The sequence below is a fragment of the Proteus sp. G2674 genome, assembly GCF_009915195.1.
GTDB classification, from domain to species: Bacteria; Pseudomonadota; Gammaproteobacteria; order Enterobacterales; family Enterobacteriaceae; genus Proteus; species Proteus mirabilis.
Window position 1 is genome coordinate 175553 of the sequence record NZ_JAABLS010000013.1, and the last position, 16564, is coordinate 192116.

General features: G+C 38.7%; 14 protein-coding genes. 8 read left to right on the top strand and 6 right to left on the bottom strand.

The features are described from left to right. Nucleotides 1-756: an iron ABC transporter ATP-binding protein gene (locus GWI58_RS06030; protein ID WP_004246710.1), complete on the top strand. Its 756-nt coding sequence runs from the start codon at nucleotides 1-3 to the stop codon at nucleotides 754-756. 61 nt (nucleotides 757-817) lie between these two features. On the opposite strand, the gene GWI58_RS06035 is transcribed toward GWI58_RS06030, so the two are convergent. Beyond that, on the bottom strand, nucleotides 818-1369 hold the full coding sequence (locus GWI58_RS06035; RefSeq protein ID WP_004246709.1) for a TetR/AcrR family transcriptional regulator: 552 nt from the start codon (nucleotides 1367-1369) through the stop codon (nucleotides 818-820). Nucleotides 1370-1460: 91 nt separating this feature from the next. Here GWI58_RS06035 and GWI58_RS06040 point away from each other — a divergent pair, with 91 nt between their 5' ends. Beyond that, nucleotides 1461-2960 carry an MFS transporter gene (locus tag GWI58_RS06040; protein ID WP_094959535.1) on the top strand — a complete coding sequence of 500 codons (1500 nt, stop codon included), beginning with the start codon at nucleotides 1461-1463 and terminating at the stop codon, nucleotides 2958-2960. 24 nt (nucleotides 2961-2984) lie between these two features. Here the strand turns inward: GWI58_RS06040 and GWI58_RS06045 are convergent, their stop codons facing one another. Beyond that, complete coding sequence (locus GWI58_RS06045; RefSeq protein WP_004246707.1) at nucleotides 2985-3755, bottom strand: AraC family transcriptional regulator; 771 nt, start codon at nucleotides 3753-3755, stop codon at nucleotides 2985-2987. A gap of 376 nt (nucleotides 3756-4131) precedes the next feature. Here GWI58_RS06045 and GWI58_RS06050 point away from each other — a divergent pair, with 376 nt between their 5' ends. The 3 genes from GWI58_RS06050 to GWI58_RS06060 are packed head-to-tail and all read left to right on the top strand — an operon-like array spanning nucleotide 4132 to nucleotide 8083. After that, nucleotides 4132-6549 carry a DMSO/selenate family reductase complex A subunit gene (locus GWI58_RS06050; protein ID WP_161768998.1) on the top strand — a complete coding sequence of 806 codons (2418 nt, stop codon included), beginning with the start codon at nucleotides 4132-4134 and terminating at the stop codon, nucleotides 6547-6549. Next, nucleotides 6546-7187, top strand: coding sequence for a DMSO/selenate family reductase complex B subunit (locus GWI58_RS06055; protein WP_161768999.1), 642 nt, complete (start codon nucleotides 6546-6548; stop codon nucleotides 7185-7187). The genes GWI58_RS06050 and GWI58_RS06055 overlap by 4 nt, the downstream gene beginning before the upstream one ends. Next, nucleotides 7184-8083 carry a dimethyl sulfoxide reductase anchor subunit family protein gene (locus GWI58_RS06060; protein WP_004249026.1) on the top strand — a complete coding sequence of 300 codons (900 nt, stop codon included), beginning with the start codon at nucleotides 7184-7186 and terminating at the stop codon, nucleotides 8081-8083. The genes GWI58_RS06055 and GWI58_RS06060 overlap by 4 nt, the downstream gene beginning before the upstream one ends. A 71-nt stretch (nucleotides 8084-8154) precedes the next feature. On the opposite strand, the gene GWI58_RS06065 is transcribed toward GWI58_RS06060, so the two are convergent. After that, entirely contained in the window at nucleotides 8155-10356 is a 2202-nt protein-coding gene (locus tag GWI58_RS06065; RefSeq protein WP_012368570.1) for an extracellular solute-binding protein, read from the bottom strand. A 344-nt stretch (nucleotides 10357-10700) separates the two neighbouring features. On the opposite strand from GWI58_RS06065, the gene GWI58_RS06070 reads away from it, so the two are divergent. From GWI58_RS06070 to GWI58_RS06080, 3 genes are read left to right on the top strand one after another with little or no spacing between them, the layout of a single operon-like run. Then, nucleotides 10701-11522, top strand: coding sequence for an MBL fold metallo-hydrolase (locus tag GWI58_RS06070; RefSeq protein WP_004249024.1), 822 nt, complete (start codon nucleotides 10701-10703; stop codon nucleotides 11520-11522). A gap of 13 nt (nucleotides 11523-11535) precedes the next feature. Next, nucleotides 11536-12783: an MFS transporter gene (locus GWI58_RS06075; protein ID WP_017827141.1), complete on the top strand. Its 1248-nt coding sequence runs from the start codon at nucleotides 11536-11538 to the stop codon at nucleotides 12781-12783. Between the two features lie 38 nt (nucleotides 12784-12821). Continuing rightward, nucleotides 12822-13535 carry an MgtC/SapB family protein gene (locus GWI58_RS06080; protein ID WP_004246695.1) on the top strand — a complete coding sequence of 238 codons (714 nt, stop codon included), beginning with the start codon at nucleotides 12822-12824 and terminating at the stop codon, nucleotides 13533-13535. A 104-nt stretch (nucleotides 13536-13639) separates the two neighbouring features. On the opposite strand, the gene GWI58_RS06085 is transcribed toward GWI58_RS06080, so the two are convergent. The 3 genes from GWI58_RS06085 to GWI58_RS06095 all read right to left on the bottom strand — a co-directional run bounded on the left by GWI58_RS06085 (nucleotide 13640) and on the right by GWI58_RS06095 (nucleotide 16514). Further along, nucleotides 13640-14584, bottom strand: coding sequence for a DUF3427 domain-containing protein (locus tag GWI58_RS06085; RefSeq protein WP_161769000.1), 945 nt, complete (start codon nucleotides 14582-14584; stop codon nucleotides 13640-13642). Between the two features lie 161 nt (nucleotides 14585-14745). Continuing rightward, a complete protein-coding gene (locus tag GWI58_RS06090) occupies nucleotides 14746-15441 on the bottom strand; it encodes a hypothetical protein (protein ID WP_036919340.1) in 696 nt (231 codons plus the stop codon). Between the two features lie 179 nt (nucleotides 15442-15620). Next, entirely contained in the window at nucleotides 15621-16514 is an 894-nt protein-coding gene (locus GWI58_RS06095) for a dihydrodipicolinate synthase family protein (protein ID WP_094959530.1), read from the bottom strand. Nucleotides 16515-16564: the final 50 nt, after the last annotated feature.

Here is a 16564-nt window from a genome sequence, read left to right on the forward strand (position 1 = left end):
ATGATTGAAATCAGTAAGATATCAAAACGTTATCAAGACACAACGGTGCTCGATAATATTACAACAACCATTCAACGTGGCGGTATTACTTCAATCATCGGACCCAATGGTGCGGGTAAATCCACCTTACTTTCTGTAATAGGCCGTCTACTGATGCCAGAAAGCGGTATGGTCAGTGTGAATGGCATGGATGTTGCGGCCACAGAGAGTGATGTATTAGCCAAAAACCTTTCCATACTACGCCAAGAAAATCAGTTTGTGAGTCGCTTAACTGTTGAAGAGTTAGTCGGTTTTGGTCGCTACCCTTATAGTAAAGGACGCTTAACGCTAGAAGATAAGAAAGTGATTGATGAATCACTCGATTTTCTTAATTTGACTGAATTTCGTCACCGTTATCTTGATGAATTATCCGGTGGGCAACGCCAGCGTACTTATGTCGCAATGGTATTATGTCAAGATACTGAATACGTGATGCTTGATGAACCGCTTAACAATCTTGATATGAAACACGCGGTCATTATGATGAAATTACTGCGTAAAGCCGCCGATGAGCTAGGAAAAACCATTATCATCGTCATTCATGATATCAATTTCGCCTCTGTGTATTCCGACTACATTTTAGCCATGCGCAACGGGCAACTTTACTATCATGGCTCACCTAAAGAGATCATGAAATCTGATATTATCGAAGATATTTTCGATACTCCCGTCGACGTTAAAGAGTTGGATGATAAGCTTATCGCGATGTATTACTAATATTGCTATTTCACCGAAAGCCAAACAGCATATTGTTACTTTTAAACAATATGCTGTTTAATTACTTCGTAGTCACTGTAACCAGTTCAGAATCGATATCGCTAAAAATCTCTTCCCACTCATTATCATCAATATCCATTAAACCAAAATATCGTAGCAAGAAAGCCCCCTCGGTAGCTAAAAAAGCCAGTCTCGCTCTTTTTCCCTCTACTGTTGTGGTATCGACACCCGCTAATCTTTGCTGATACCACGCTTTAGTACTTTGCAAATATTCTGGCGTTTGCAGTAATGCGGCCATTAAGCTGGCTCCTTTGGCAAAAGAGAGCTTATCGTGATCATGAGTTGCATGAATATGTGCTCTAACGCGATTATTGGCTGAGTTATCATTGGCAACCACCTGATTAAATCGCGCTTCATATCCTCCTTCCCAATGTTCAAACATGGCATCAATCATCGCTTCTTTACTATTAAAGCAATATTGGACACCACCTTTGGAAATCCCCATTTTTTTGGCCACCGTATCGATAGTCAGAGCGGCAGCCCCTTGCTCCATCACAATGTCAAAAATAGCCTCAAGTAACTTTTCTCTATCAATCGTTCTTTGGCGTCCCATTTAAAAAAACCTCTTTTCAATACGATCGTATGGATTTAAAATTATTATTCCTAGCTAAATATAACACCTAAGATAACCACTGAGACTTTATATGATAAAAGATTATAAGCGTTGGATAGTCTTACTTTTAGTATCAAGTATGCTGTTTCTGATTGTTGTTGATGTTACCGTACTTTATACCGCACTACCGCGTTTAACTCATGACCTCAATGCGAGTGCCTCAGAAAAACTATGGATCATGAATGCCTATCCGCTGATTGTCGCAGGGCTGTTGCCAGCAGCAGGTATGCTTACCGATAGAATAGGTCATAAGACGTTATTTATTAGCGGATTACCTCTTTTTGCCATCGCTTCATTATGCGCGGCTTATTCCCCTAGCGCCACCAGCTTAATTATTTCTCGTGGTTTCTTGGCCGTCGGTGCTGCTATGAGCATGCCGGCAACGTTGTCTATTGTGAGACAAGTATTTACTCATCCACAAGAGCGGGCGGTCGCCATCGGTATTTGGTCTGCTGTTGCTTCTGGTGGCGCGGCATTAGGGCCTTTAATTGGTGGGTTGCTATTAAACCATTTCTGGTGGGGCTCAGTCTTTTTGATCAATGTCCCTATTGTACTACTTGTGCTTCCTTTCTCGATTTGGCTAATTCCTCACTTTTCGGGACAACGGCAGCATAAAATTGATTATTTAAGCTCAATACTTATTTTGATTGGCTTAGTCAGCGCTATTTATACCTTAAAAGAGATAGGTAAGGCTTATACACAATGGAATGAAGTGATCATCGCCACCCTTATTGCCATTATTTTTCTCACACTATTTGCGCGACGCCAACGTCGTCAAACGCATCCAATGATTGATTTTAGCCTATTTAAAAAGCGCTATTTCAGTGTCGGTGTGGCAATGTCGACTCTTTCTATGGTGATCATCGTGGGTATTGAATTTCTGTTAAGCCAACGCTTACAGTTAGTCGCCGGCTTTACACCACTGAATGCAGCTTTAGTGATTTTACCTATCCCTATCGGCTCAGTATTAGCCTCTCCTTTGACCGGGTTTTGGCTAGCGCGTTTAGGTGAAGTGCGCTTAATTATTATCGGATTCGCCCTAACATTAATGGGTAACTTATGGTTAATTGCCATTTCAAACTCACCGATAATGCTAATGGGTAGCCTCTTTTTGATTGGCTTTGGTTTAGGCATTATTTTTACCACGGCATCGACCTCTATTATGCTAAGTGTCGACGATCAACAAGCAGGGATGGCCGCATCTATTGAAGATATCGCCTATGAGTTGGGTAGCGTGATTGGCGTGACCTTTATGGGGAGTTTAATGAGCACTCTCTATACCTTAAAACTGACTTTACCGGATACGCTTAACGTAAATAGTGTCGTTTATGATAGTTTAGATGAAGCACTTATCGTCGCTGAAAAGCTTCCCGAAGCAGCGGCAAACCTCTTAATCGCACAGGCTAATAGTGCGTTTGAATATGCCTTTTCTATCGTTCTGATCGCCACAGCCATTGTGACTACAATAAGCTTAATCGCACTCCCTTATTGCTTGCGTAATGCGGTAAGAGAAAACAAGTCCAGCCACTAATTCAAGCTCATAGAAAACGCGCCGTTATGGCGCGTTTCTCACAAAATCAGAAGGTGATTGTCCCATCTGCTTTTTAAACATAGTAGAAAAAGAGCTAGCGCTGTTATAGCCCAAATCAAAAGCCACAGCAGTAATGCTATGCCCTGATAAAATTTGCGTTAGTGAGTTTAAAAGACAGACTTGCTGACGCCATTGTGAAAATGCCATTCCCGTCTGTTGGCGGAAAAAACGACTAAACGAGCGTTCACTTTTATGTAATTTCTCGGCCCACTGCTGAGGTAGAGCGTCAATTTTGGGCTGACGAATAAAATCGCGACATAATTTAGCTAATTTACTGTCCTGTGGAATAGGAACAAAGAAAGGCAAAGGTTCAGCTTTTGCTAACTCATATAAGATAAGTTGCATTAAAATACCATCGCGCCCTTTTTTATCATATTGCGCAGGCACATCAACGGCTTCAAGAAGTAATTGACGTAAAAGCGGTGACACTCTTAACACTTCACACTGTTGACTCTGACGAGGAGCAGCCGCTGGCTCAATATATAAACTTCTGGTACTCACATCTAACATGCGTGTTTCATGCCCCGTTTGAGGGGGGATCCACACACCACAAGAGGGAGGGATAACCCACTCCCCATCATTTGTGCTCACTTCAATCAATCCGGTAGCGGGATATAAAAATTGCGCTCGTCGATGTCGATGCGTTTCTAATAGCGTATTAGGCAGATAATCTGTACCCAGCGCAATTACATCTCTCTCAAGGAGATCAACACTTTCTAACGGCACATTTCTCACATTAAACCTACTTTTTTATCTTTCTTGCTGATGAGCAAATCTGGTCACTATCACATTGCAAGATGGCGAATTAACCCCTTTCGCTATTTAGCCACCCTATCCCGTTAACAGCTATAAAACTTATTATTAACACTGTCAATAAATAGGCCGAAATTCTAATGTCATTGTCTGATCTTGGCATGTTGGAAAGCGATTAATCCTCTACTATCCCTCTTGCAGAGGTTGTTTCAGGCGCTCTGCAACGCGGTATGCATTCAATAATAATGCAGCGGAAACCAGATATCCCCATATCAATAGTCTAGAAAACGCATACACATTTTTATATCAAGTATCGGGTAAATTGGCTTCCGCTTATTATGTCTAAGGTAGCATTTATATGAGCAATCAGTCCGATCATCATAGTATTAAGCCAATTTCCGGTGATATAAGTCGTCGCCATTTTATTCAAGCGAGTTCGGCATTAGTCACACTGCCCTTTTTTTCATCCAACACGATGGCGGCAACACAAGATCATGCAATAGCTGAAAAAACGATTGACGCCAAAGAGAGTGAGCGTGTTGTCTCTACCTGTAGTAGTTTTGACTGTGGCGGAAAATGTGATATTCGCGCGCACGTTAAAGATGGCAAAGTGACACGTATTAGCACTCGACCTGACGCCGATTTAGATGAAGAGATGCCTATCATGCGAGCCTGTGTACGGGGTCGTGGTTATCGTAAATTTGTCTATCATCCTGATCGATTAAAATATCCTATGAAGCGAGTAGGTAAGCGTGGTGAAGGTCGATTTGAGCGCATCACTTGGGAAGAAGCTACGACGCTTATTGCACAAAATATGCAACGCATTACCAAGCAATATGGCCCTGCCTCACGTTTTGTCAGTTTAAGCACCGGGGTGACTGGTGGCATTTTTTCTGGTGCTAATATGCTACGCCGTCTGTTTAACCTAACTGGCGGCTTTCTGGAGAATTATCACTCCGTGAGTAATGGTAACACCCTTGCCGTTACCCCTTATACTTACGGTACAGCCGCTAGCGGAAGTACATTAGATACATTAGTAAATACCCCTTTAGTTATTCTATGGGGACATAATCCTAATGAAACTATTTTTGGGCATTCCAATCATTACTTCCAAAAAATGAAAAAGAACGGCACTAAATTTATTGTCGTTGATCCACGCTATTCCGATACTGCCTCTTCTTTAGCTGACCAGTGGATCCCGCTGTTACCGACCACTGATAACGCGATGATGGATGCCATGATGTATGTCATTGTCAGTGAAAACCTGCATGATCAGGCCTTTATCGACAAATACACCCTTGGTTTCGATGAACATCAGATGCCAGAAGGCGTTGGTGAAAATGAGTCTTTAGTTGCCTATTTAATGGGGAAAAAAGACGGGATCAAGAAAACCCCTGAATGGGCGGAGCCTATCACTAAAGTACCCGCAGATACTATTCGTCAATTAGCCCGTGAATATGCTTCTACAAAACCGGCTGCATTAATCCAAGGTTGGGGGCCACAACGTCATATTTGTGGTGAACGGACGGCACGCGGTGCGACACTGTTAGCGACTATTACTGGCAACGTTGGTGTACGCGGTGGCTGGGCGGCAGGCTATGGCATGGCATTAAACTCTGAGTTACGTAAAACCATTGCCGGCCCAAGTTTATTGACCAATCCCGTTAAAGCAAAAATCAATATCACCAATTGGGTGCAAGCGTGTGAAGATAAAAATTTGGTCACACCACAAAATGGCTTACTCAATGCCGAGAAACTTGATACTGAAATCAAGATGATTTTCTCAATGGCGGGTAATTATATGGTGAATCAAAATACCGATATTCTTCATGCCGCTAAAGTGCTTGAAGATGAATCAAAAGTCGAATTTATCGTCTGTAGCGACCTCTATTTAACACCTAGCGCCAAATATGCGGATATCTTACTGCCTGAAACCAGCTTTTTAGAGCGCTGGAATATTGGAGGCACATGGAGTTATGGCGATTATATTATTCTGTCCGAAAAAGTGATAGAGCCAGAGTTTGAACGTCGTACCGACTACGATTGGTTACGTGAAGTGGCTGATAAACTGGGGGTCGGTGAACAATTTAGCGAAGGTAAAGCCACTGATCGCGACTGGATTGAATATTTAGTCAATGATGCCAGTATTAAACGTCCTGAAGATGGTATTCCTACCTTTGATGAATTATTGGTTAAACGTCGTCATCTGCTAAAACATCGCCCTCATACCCAAAATGTTGCGTTTGAGAAAAATATCCAAGATATAGAAAATAATCCATTTCCAACCCCATCAGGAAAAATTGAGATCTTCTCTAAACGCTTATATGAGATGAAGAATAGCGAGATCCCCGCACTTTCTCATTATGTGCCTGCCATTGAAGGGCCCGAAGATACGTTAACAGATAAATTTCCACTACAACTCATCACGTGGAAAGGACGTTACCGCGCAAACTCAACACAATTTGCTAATCCTTGGCTGCAAGAAGTACAACGTCAAGAATTATGGATCAACCCATTAGATGCCGAAGATAGAAATATCAAACAAGGCGATAAAGTCAAAGTCTATAACGACCGTGGGATCACCTTAGTTCCCGTCAAACTCACACAACGCATTATGCCTGGTGTCGTTGCTTTACAAGCAGGTGCTTGGTGGCAACCAGATAAACAAGGTATCGATCAAGGGGGATGTGCCAACGTCTTAACCTCATCCCGTAGCACCGCAATGGCACACGGTAATGCTCACCAAACTTTATTGGTCGAGGTAGTAAAAGCATGAGTAAATTTATCGTTTATCCCGCAGTAAGCAGTAAACAGCTAGGGTTTTATATCGACAGTGTTCGCTGTTCGGGCTGCAAGGCGTGTCAGGTTGCTTGTAAAGATAAAAATAACCTCGATGTTGGCCGCAAATTTCGCCGTGTATATGAAATCACTGGTGGTGGTTATAGCCGTAATACTAACGGTGCATTAATTAATAATGTCTTTGCTTACACTTTATCTATCTCTTGCAATCATTGCGATGATCCCATTTGTGTTAAAAACTGCCCAACTACCGCGATGCATAAACGAGAAGGTGATGGCATTGTGATGGTAGATACTGACAAATGTGTTGGTTGTGGCGCCTGTGCGTGGTCTTGTCCTTATGGCGCACCGCAAATGGATCCTGAAACCAAGCAGATGTCAAAATGCGATTTTTGTATCGACTTACAACAAAAAGGTGAACAGCCTGTTTGCGTTGCGACCTGCCCACTTGGGGCTATTCAATTTGGTCCAATTGATGAACTACGTGAACGCTATGGTGAAGTTAATTATGTCACTGGTTTGCCTTCTCCTGAAATAACTCATCCAAACCTAGTGATCAACCCTCACCAAGGGGCAAATAATGACACTATAAATAATAAAGGAGAAATAAAATGAATGAATGGTCATTATTGATTTTCACCTTTATGATGAATGCCACTATTGGCTTAACACTCATAACAGGCCTTTTTGCACGCCGTCTTGCACATTATCTCAGTGCTGAAAGCTATTATCGCTTTATGTTACTAACCTTATTGGTGATTTGTGGATTAGCGGGTTTAGGCTCTATAGCCTCCATTACTCACTTAGGCGTGCCGTTAAATGCTCCGAATGCCATTAGAAATGTCTTTTCAGCTTGGTTAAGTCGCGAAGTTGCTGTCACTGCCATTTTTGTAGGATGTTTAGGGATCACCTTTTTATGGCTATGGCGTACCGGTAAATTTTCGATGCTGCTATTTGGTGCAAGCCTTCTGATTGGTCTGTTTGACATTTATTGCATGGCATCCATTTATCGCCATACTTCCATTTTAACATGGATGGATAACAACACTTATGTGATGTTTTTTGGCGCGATGCTCACATTAGGGGCAACAATATTCTTTTTGCTGCTAAAGATATTGCAGCGTATAGGCAATAAATTAGGGATAGAAATACCATCAGCCCCTTTCCCTATCCGTTGGAAATGGCAATTGTGGGGGATCATGGCATTTAGTTTAATTGGCCGATTACTCTATCAACCTTTTTATGAACACTATTTAACTCGTACGCTCTATAGCCAAACATCGGTAACCTTTCCGTTATCACCTATTGAAGTCTATTACTCCATTGGCCCATTACGTATGACCAGTTGGATCTTAGCAACTTTGGCTGTATTGGTGTGTGGCTATAGTTTAGTAAAATATTTGATGGGCCAAACTCAGCAAAAATCAACGGAGTCCATTTTTGTCTATGGCGGTATCATGGCAATTATTGCAGAATTTGCTTTGCGTTATGTGTTTTATTCAATTCACTAAATCACGATCAGCCAGTTATTGAAGATGACAATTATCAGGGGAATTATTAGCCCCTGATTTTTTATCAAAGATCATCGTTCACCCTGAGTATCAATCAATAGACGTTGATTAATATAATCAATCGTTTCTTCTATTGTCATAATATGATTAATCACATTAGTAATACCCTGACCAATAATAATCTCAGCTTGCCTTAAGTTAAATAATTTACCATTCGGCACTGATGATTCTCGTATTCCTTGATTAATTTCCTGATAAGCTAGTGTCATCCATGGATAACGGTGGCTAATTTCTTGGTTATGACTAAAATTTTCATGGTTACTATTTCCACCCAATAAAATTAAGTGATCCATCACAACAGGAGAATAAAGCCAACGATAAAACAGTTCAGCGTAAGATGATTTTCTACTGTAACGCGACACCCCAAGTACCCCACCCCCTAATTGTGGTACACCACCCGGAACGGGAGCAAAACCAATTTTAGGTAAAATATCGCTATGTGCGACATCATTAAATAAATTCATATAAGAGATAAGCATTGCCAGATGACCTTGCTCAAATTGTCTGACAGAGCCACTCCACCATTTATGGTTGATATTTTCGGTGATCGACAACTGATGCAAATAATCTGCTAATACCTCAGCGGCCAAGGGCATCGCTAAGCGCGGAATATTATCACTACCGATTAAACGCCCACCTTTAGCGTAATAACGTAATAAGTATTCAGTTGCGATTAATCCCGCACTTCCTAATGTGGTTGAAGCTCCCATCGGACAATGAGCTTGTCCGGCTTGATGCAACTCAGTAAAAAACTGAGTCACATTATCGTACTCTTCAAAGGTTGTCGGCACAGTTAATTCATTACCTGTTTTTTCGTAATACATTCTTTTTAAAATAGTATCTTCAAACAGATCTTTACGATAAAACAGTAATTGAGCGCTAGCATCGAACGGCATTGCATAAGCGACATCATTAACCAAACCAAATTTTTGTTGCGTAGGTAAGGAAAAGTGACTCAATAAATCAGTTAATCCATCACCAATTTTATCTAATGGTCGCAATATTCGCTCAGCAAACCATGGAAAACACGCCATATCAATGCGCAACAGATCATAATAAGGGTGTAAATGAAGTTGGCTTAAAATTTGATAGACTTCATCATAAGGATGAATAGCTAAATTCACCTTGATACCAGTTTGACGATAAAAATGAGGAAGTAGTTTTTTTAATGCCGTTGTTGAAGGGCTTGGCAACGTTAGTAAATTAAGACTAATTTGTGATTTATCATCACTCATTACTGCTGGTGTTGCCGTATACAGATATGAACTTCGATTTGCGACAGATACATTATTATTTTTGTACTCATGCGGCTCTGCGATTAATAGTGCCTCAGCGACTTCCAAACCAAGCTGAGCATAGTTCATTGGAAAACAATATAACCCTTTTATTACCGGCGGAATATTATCACTTAGAGCAAAGATAATAGGACAATCTGAAGAACTGCCAAAATAGCTTGCTTGTGTTAAATAGCGAGCTTTCTCAATATCTTGTGTGACAAAGATATCGGGGACTGGCTCCATAGAAAAGAAGTCAAAAGCAATTTTATAACTCTCTTCATCAGAAGCGCTAAGTATGACACATTTTTTATCGGGTGCAGTTTGAGAAAGCCGTATTTGCAATTGATTAGCAAAAACCTGACTATTTAATTCATCTTGATTATCGCCAAAAATCCCCACTACCTTGCCAGCTGTTTGTGCCACTTGCTGGCAAATTGACTCCGCCGCTTGTGCAAAATCTAACGTAAAAAAACGTTGTGCATTGAGGGGTTTGTGATAAATAAAGATAATTTGTGAAGGTGGAAGTTTTAACGTGTCAAAATAGTATTTAGCATCTTTAAGACAACTTACGGTGACTACTTGCTTATAGCCACCTGCAGCAATTTTTTGTAGCAGATCACGCTCAGTGGTCTCAAGAAGATCTGTTAAAAAAAGATCGTAGCTGATCTCTGGAAAATTAACGATCGACTGTCTAAAAGCATTAAAGAAGATCGCATATTTTTCAGAAACCAGTTGGGGTAATAAGATCGCAATTTTATGGCTTCTATTGGTTCTTAGTAGTTGGGCTTGTGTATTTAATTGATAGCCCATCTGTTTAGCAGCTTGATAGACTGCTTCAATTTTTTCAACACTTACATTTCCACGTTTATTCAATACGTTAGATACCGTACCATGCGAAACACCCGCTAGTTTTGCAATGTCCTTGATCGTCGCCATTTCTCTTTTTTCACCTCTATTTCCACCTTCACTAGCATACCTGAATTATTTATCACGACTACTGATAATTGATTTGAACGTTCCACTTACAATTAGCTGATAAATCAATCTATTAAAAATTAAAGATAATAAATAATTATCAATACCAATTAAAATAAATATATATATTAATCAATATATTAATAAATAATATTTGAATAAGATCACTGATCTGATCTTCATTTATTGGCAAATAACACATGTCATTTTATTATTGGAACGTTCAAATTTGTTTGTAACCTACAAATAGCCAACACCAGAAAATTAATAAAATACTAATAAACAATAAGATAAGGGGATTTATTATGAAGCTTCATTTTTTAGGGACGGCTGCCTCAGAAGGCATACCGAATCCCTTCTGCCGTTGTGAACACTGTCTGAAAGCAAGAAAATTAGCCGGTAAAGATATTAGAACGCACTCTTCTGCTATTGTGGATGACATTATGTTGATCGATGTCTCCCCCACTTTTAGTTACCAACTGATGCGTGATGGTATGGACGCAACACATTTTGAAAGTTTGCTATTTACCCATACTCATCCTGATCATTTTAATGTTGGTGAACTATTTAGCAGAATGGAAGGCTATGGTTTTGAAATTAACCATCCTTTACATATTTTCGGTAACGATCGCGCTATCAATGGCTGTATTGAAGTATTACCAGGTTATACGAAAGAGCGATTTGCATTTCATTGCTTAATCCCTTTCGTTACGGTCGAAAGAAATGGTTATAAAATTACGCCGCTGCTTGCTAATCATGCGAAATGGGAACTTTGTTATGTATATCATATTGAAAAAGACGGCAAAGCTATTTTCTATGGCCATGATTCGGGTTGGTTCCCAGAATTAACTTGGCAATGGTTAGAAAACAAACCGCTTGATATTGTTGTTTTTGAGTGTACTTATGGCTTAAATGGAAAAGATCGTACAGATAATCATATGAGCTTAGAAACGGTTTTTGCCGCCAAAGAAAAACTGCAACAACAAGGCTGTTTACATCAAGCTACACAGATTGTCGTTTCGCATATCTCACATAGCGGTAAATTACTGCATCATGAATTAGAAACGGTTTGTGCTCCTCATCATATCCGTGTTGCCTACGACGGATTAACGTTAGAAACCAATTAAGAGGGGTACGACAATGGATATGAAAATAACTTCTCGCCTACTTATTATGATGTTTGTGCAATATTTCATGCAAGGAGCATGGAATATGACCATGGGACTCGTATTAAGTAGTTATGGTATGGCAAGCATTATCGGCAATGCTTATGCCTTATTAGGTGTCGCGACAATTATCTCCCCCTTATTTATTGGTATGGTCGCAGATCGTTTCTTTGCTTCACAAAAAGTCATGGGGATACTTCATTTAATTAATGCCGTCGTTATTCTCTGTGTTCCCCAATTTATTGAAGCACAAAACAGTGGCATGACATTATTTTTAATTTTTATTATTGGCTTATTGTTTTATCCAACCACTGCGCTATCTAATAGCATTAGTTTCTCCCATATTAATGGGGTTAAATATTTCCCAATTATTCGCGTATTTGGTACGTTTGGTTTTATGGCAATTGGTTTTATATTGGGTGAAATGGGCTTCTCTGGTAGCACAATGACTTGGTATATCGCTTCTGCAGTTGGTGTATTACTCGGTTTCTATTGTTTTACATTACCTAATACGCCACCTAAAGCGAAAGGCCAGCCTTTCTCACTACGCGATATTTTATGTTTAGATGCATTGTCTTTATTTAAAGATCGCTACTTTGCTATTTTGATGTTTAGCATCTTTATTTTAATGATCCCCAAAACAGCTTATTCTGCTTATATTCCTGTCTTTATTAAAGCATTAGGCTTTGATAATGCGGCTTCTATTATGCAAATAGGGATCGCTTGCGAAGTTCTGTTTATGTTTGTTTTGTCATTCTTCTTAATGAAATTTGGCTTCAAAATTACACTACTGCTAGGAGCCGTGAGCTGGATCATACGCTCTATGTTTTTCTCTTATGCTGCAGTAAATACAGAGCTTTACTTTATCGTCATCGGATTAATGCTACAGGGATTATGTTGGGATTTCTTCTTTACTGCAGGAGATATCTATGTCGATCGCAAAGCAAAACCTGAAATTCGTGCACAAGCACAAGGTCTACGCTTTATTGTCTCTAATGGTTTCGGCTTACTATTTGCTTCCACTATTTGTGGTCAAATCTTTAACACAACCGTAACTGAAACAGGTGATGCAGCATTACCACAATGGTCAACATTCTGGGTCTATCCTGCCATTGTAGCGGCGGTGGTAACCCTATTCTTTATTTTCTTCTTTAAAGATGATGTTTCTAAAAAAAGAAATAGTGAAAATAAAGAAACATCACAAGGAATTACAGCACCTTAATTTTAAAATAAAAAATAAGCCAACGTCAGGAGCAAACCATGGATGCATTAATACAGTTTGTTGACACTATTGGCCCATTATCACTATCAAGTATTGCTAAATTACTGGCCGCCTTTATCTTAGGCGGTCTTATTGGCTTAGAGCGTGAATCAAAGGGAAAACCAGTTGGTTTTAAAACTTGTGTCATTATTGCTGTTGCCAGTTGTTTATTAACTATTGTCTCTATCCAATCAGCCGAATATTACGCCAATATTTCTGACAATATTCGCAGTGATCCCATGCGGTTAGCTGCACAAATTATCAGTGGGGTCGGCTTTCTGGGCGCTGGTGTTATTTTACATCGACGAGATGATGCCATTTCAGGATTAACGACTGCGGCCATTGTTTGGGCATCTGCGGGAGTGGGTATCGCCTGTGGCTCCGGCTTTTATTGGCATGCTATCGTTGTGACTTTCCTCTTTTTTATGGCTATTAAACTAAGCCCACAAGTAGTGTTGTTTCAAATGAATAATCAACGCTTAGGTAAAATTAAAGTGCGAATGCTATTTACTCATGAAAGTGGTGTTCCTCTTTTAATTGACTATTTAAAAAGCAATAAAAACGTTATTGAAAACCTGACTATTCGTGATATTAAAAAGGAGCGCGTTGAAGTTAACTTAAAACTACTTGTGCGACAAAAAATAACCTTACCAGAGTTTTATTGCTCATTAAAACAATTACAGCATGTACATTCTGTTTCGCTAGATCACTAGTGTATTTAAAAGCAAAAATGCACTTTAATTTAAATGACAACACCATTTTTATTTTACTTATCTATTTGCGTATTAATTTATGTTGTCTGTATTTTATCCATAAACTATCTTTTACTAAGGTGGTAACGATAGACTGTCGCTTCTAAACATTTTTCTTCTGGTTTCCAGTTTTTAATAATATTAACTAAACCACCATTAGCATAATAATTACCATCTTTTTGTAGAAAAAAATCTATGTTATTTACAATATATAAATCAGTTTCGCACTCGGCTGAATGAGCAGATAAAACCTCATTACGAGTAACATAAACCGCATCACCTTCTGTCGTCGTACCTTTAACCTCGACACGCCTAAATGTATTATTTTTATGGCATTCTAAATCATAAGGACTATTAGAAGAAGTATCAATTACTTTAAAACCTTGTTTTTTATAATCTTCTTTTGCTTTATTCATTGCATACAGCTCTATTGCCTTTCTCTTTTTAATGTCAGTAACTCGACCTTGATAGCTTGTTTTTTCTTTTTTCAATATCAAAGGTAAGTTGTTATCAAGATCTAAAGTCTCTATTTTTTCCCAAGCATAAATGGCACTTAGTTCTTTATTAGGTTTCTCCTGATAATCAAGCACATTATATAAAACTTGAACCGGTCTGTTACTGTTATATTCTATATAAGATAGTCGACCAACAAAAATAAAGGGTTGACTTCTACTTTTAATTTTTTCATGTATTCTAACAAATAAAATAACGGTCTCACCAGTAAGTATTCTTTTTATATGAGAAGTTTCCGTTGTATTCTTATTTTGTGATTCCCAATGAAATTTCTTACCGTTATCAACAAATACATCATTGTATTTATGGCTATCTTCTTTGCTTCTTTTATCTAAAGTCACAAATAGAACAATACAATTTTTAAAACTTGTAATTCCTGTTATCTCTTTATTATTTTTTAGTGGTTCTACATTAGCTGTTACTAAAGCTTCATTTTTACTATATGAATTTCCAACAATTAGATTAGTGTAATTAAATTCTTCATCTTTCCGTTTCATCATAAGGCCTTATTCGCTAAATTACATAGCTAATTATATTAGCCAAAAACTATTATTTATCCAAATAAGACAGCAAACATTTATAGAAAATTTAGATATATTATGATTTCAACATCATCAAAGTTAAATCACACAATCTTGTATACAAGATACCAAGCTCTCTAGAAGCACTGTTGATTAAACTCTATCGTTTTATTTAACAATATCTCAGACGATAGTGAGCCTTTGCTCACCACAAATTTAGGATAGTTAATGCTGGTTTTAATATTGATTGGAAGTGATAATCGATTATGTGCTAAAAATTGAAAAAGTGGTGTTATTTTTTCTGATGACACACTTTCCTGTAAGCGCCCAAGCGTAATGTGAATAATATTTTTATGCAGATGATGATCAATGGGGATTTGCTGGTAAACCTGTTGTCTAAACTGCGTTAATGTTTTTGATACACCTATTAATATCACACTTCCATTAGTCGTTAAAATAATATCATTAAATAGGATCTCAATCTTTCCTATCTTATTAAAGATATTCGTTATTTTTTGACACCAAGCCAGTAACATTAATTTCTGAGGCTCAAATAACGCTATAGGTTGATTAAAAATGGTCAACAAAGTGCAATGAAGTTGTAATTGTGGAGTCACCGCTATAAAAGGAAATTGCTGAGCAATTTGCTGACAATAAACATCTAATTGTTGGCTAAAAGGGATAAAATCCTCATCCACCTTTGGTTTATCAATAATGAGCTGCCCCGCATTTAAACTCAAATCGATAATATCTTCATTATTAATCTGTTGTAACCACTTTTCATTGCGCGATAATTTTTTAACTGTTGCTTGGGTTAAAAATGAATAGGCCATCGGTAAACCTCGGTAACGAAGATTGTTATTAGTACATTGAATTGAATGGTACTTAAAATCAAGTCATAAAGTAGATAATAAAAAAGTGGCTCTCAAGCGAAAGCCACTGTCACATCCAATGGGGGGAGATGTTAAAGGATAGGTTTATCTACAATGTTATGCTCTAAGCAAAACGCAATTTATGATAAGAAATTTGCCGCCTTAAATTTCGCCAATGCATCTGCTTTTTGTTCAGCTGTCAGTGGGCGTAAAGGACGACGAGGAGCGCCAACATCAATACCATGCAATTGCATTGCTACTTTGCCTGCAGCAACGCCACCGTATTCGACTAAAACTCGAATAATAGCGATAACTTTATCCATGCAATCTGCCACTCCTTGGTGATCACCCTGATTAAATTTCTCAATTAACTCAAGATATAACGGTGCAGCGTAGTTATAGGTGCTACCTACAGCGCTTAACGCACCGCAAGCTAATCCTGCCGGAATAAATTCATCAACGCCAAATGGAATATCATATTTACCTCCCTCTACCCGTAAGCAACGCTGAAATTCATACATATCAGGGGAGTTAAATTTCATGCCAGATAAATTGGGGATCACTTTACCTGCTGCTTGTAAAAACTTTTCCATATCAATGCTTAATCCTGACATGGTGGAATGATAATAGTAGAAACCTTTTGAGGGTGCACTTGCCGCTGCTAAACGACAATATTCTACTAAATCATCAACATGACTAGGTTTAAAGAAGCAAGGGCCAATCACTGATGTGGCTTTAATATCTAATGTTTCAGCATGACGAGCAAGTTCTAACGTATCAGCAATACTTAATGCACCAGTATGAATAATAAGATCAAGTTGTCCCTGACTCGCTGTAACCCAACGTTCAGCAACTTTTTTACGCTCTTCAACCGAGCAATGTATACCTTCACCAGTAGTACCTAAGACATAAGCCCCTGTTACCCCAGTCGTAATTAGGTGCTTAGCAATATCATCAATAACAAGGTAATTAACACTACCGTCCACAGCAAAAGGAGTATGAGGCGCGGCAATCAGTCCAGAGAGTTTGTTCATGATCACTTCCTATGGAGATTAATTTCTTTATTAATTAACTTATGGAGTTT

What these genes read in the sequence shown, in the direction of transcription:
- GWI58_RS06085 (WP_161769000.1), bottom strand. Translation starts at nt 14,584, where the DNA reads ATGAAACGGAAAGATGAAGAATTTAATTACACTAATCTAATTGTTGGA.
- GWI58_RS06035 (WP_004246709.1), bottom strand. Translation starts at nt 1,369, where the DNA reads ATGGGACGCCAAAGAACGATTGATAGAGAAAAGTTACTTGAGGCTATT.
- GWI58_RS06095 (WP_094959530.1), bottom strand. Translation starts at nt 16,514, where the DNA reads ATGAACAAACTCTCTGGACTGATTGCCGCGCCTCATACTCCTTTTGCT.
- GWI58_RS06070 (WP_004249024.1), top strand. Translation starts at nt 10,701, where the DNA reads ATGAAGCTTCATTTTTTAGGGACGGCTGCCTCAGAAGGCATACCGAAT.
- GWI58_RS06030 (WP_004246710.1), top strand. Translation starts at nt 1, where the DNA reads ATGATTGAAATCAGTAAGATATCAAAACGTTATCAAGACACAACGGTG.
- GWI58_RS06060 (WP_004249026.1), top strand. Translation starts at nt 7,184, where the DNA reads ATGAATGAATGGTCATTATTGATTTTCACCTTTATGATGAATGCCACT.
- GWI58_RS06080 (WP_004246695.1), top strand. Translation starts at nt 12,822, where the DNA reads ATGGATGCATTAATACAGTTTGTTGACACTATTGGCCCATTATCACTA.
- GWI58_RS06050 (WP_161768998.1), top strand. Translation starts at nt 4,132, where the DNA reads ATGAGCAATCAGTCCGATCATCATAGTATTAAGCCAATTTCCGGTGAT.
- GWI58_RS06065 (WP_012368570.1), bottom strand. Translation starts at nt 10,356, where the DNA reads ATGGCGACGATCAAGGACATTGCAAAACTAGCGGGTGTTTCGCATGGT.
- GWI58_RS06075 (WP_017827141.1), top strand. Translation starts at nt 11,536, where the DNA reads ATGGATATGAAAATAACTTCTCGCCTACTTATTATGATGTTTGTGCAA.
- GWI58_RS06055 (WP_161768999.1), top strand. Translation starts at nt 6,546, where the DNA reads ATGAGTAAATTTATCGTTTATCCCGCAGTAAGCAGTAAACAGCTAGGG.
- GWI58_RS06040 (WP_094959535.1), top strand. Translation starts at nt 1,461, where the DNA reads ATGATAAAAGATTATAAGCGTTGGATAGTCTTACTTTTAGTATCAAGT.
- GWI58_RS06090 (WP_036919340.1), bottom strand. Translation starts at nt 15,441, where the DNA reads ATGGCCTATTCATTTTTAACCCAAGCAACAGTTAAAAAATTATCGCGC.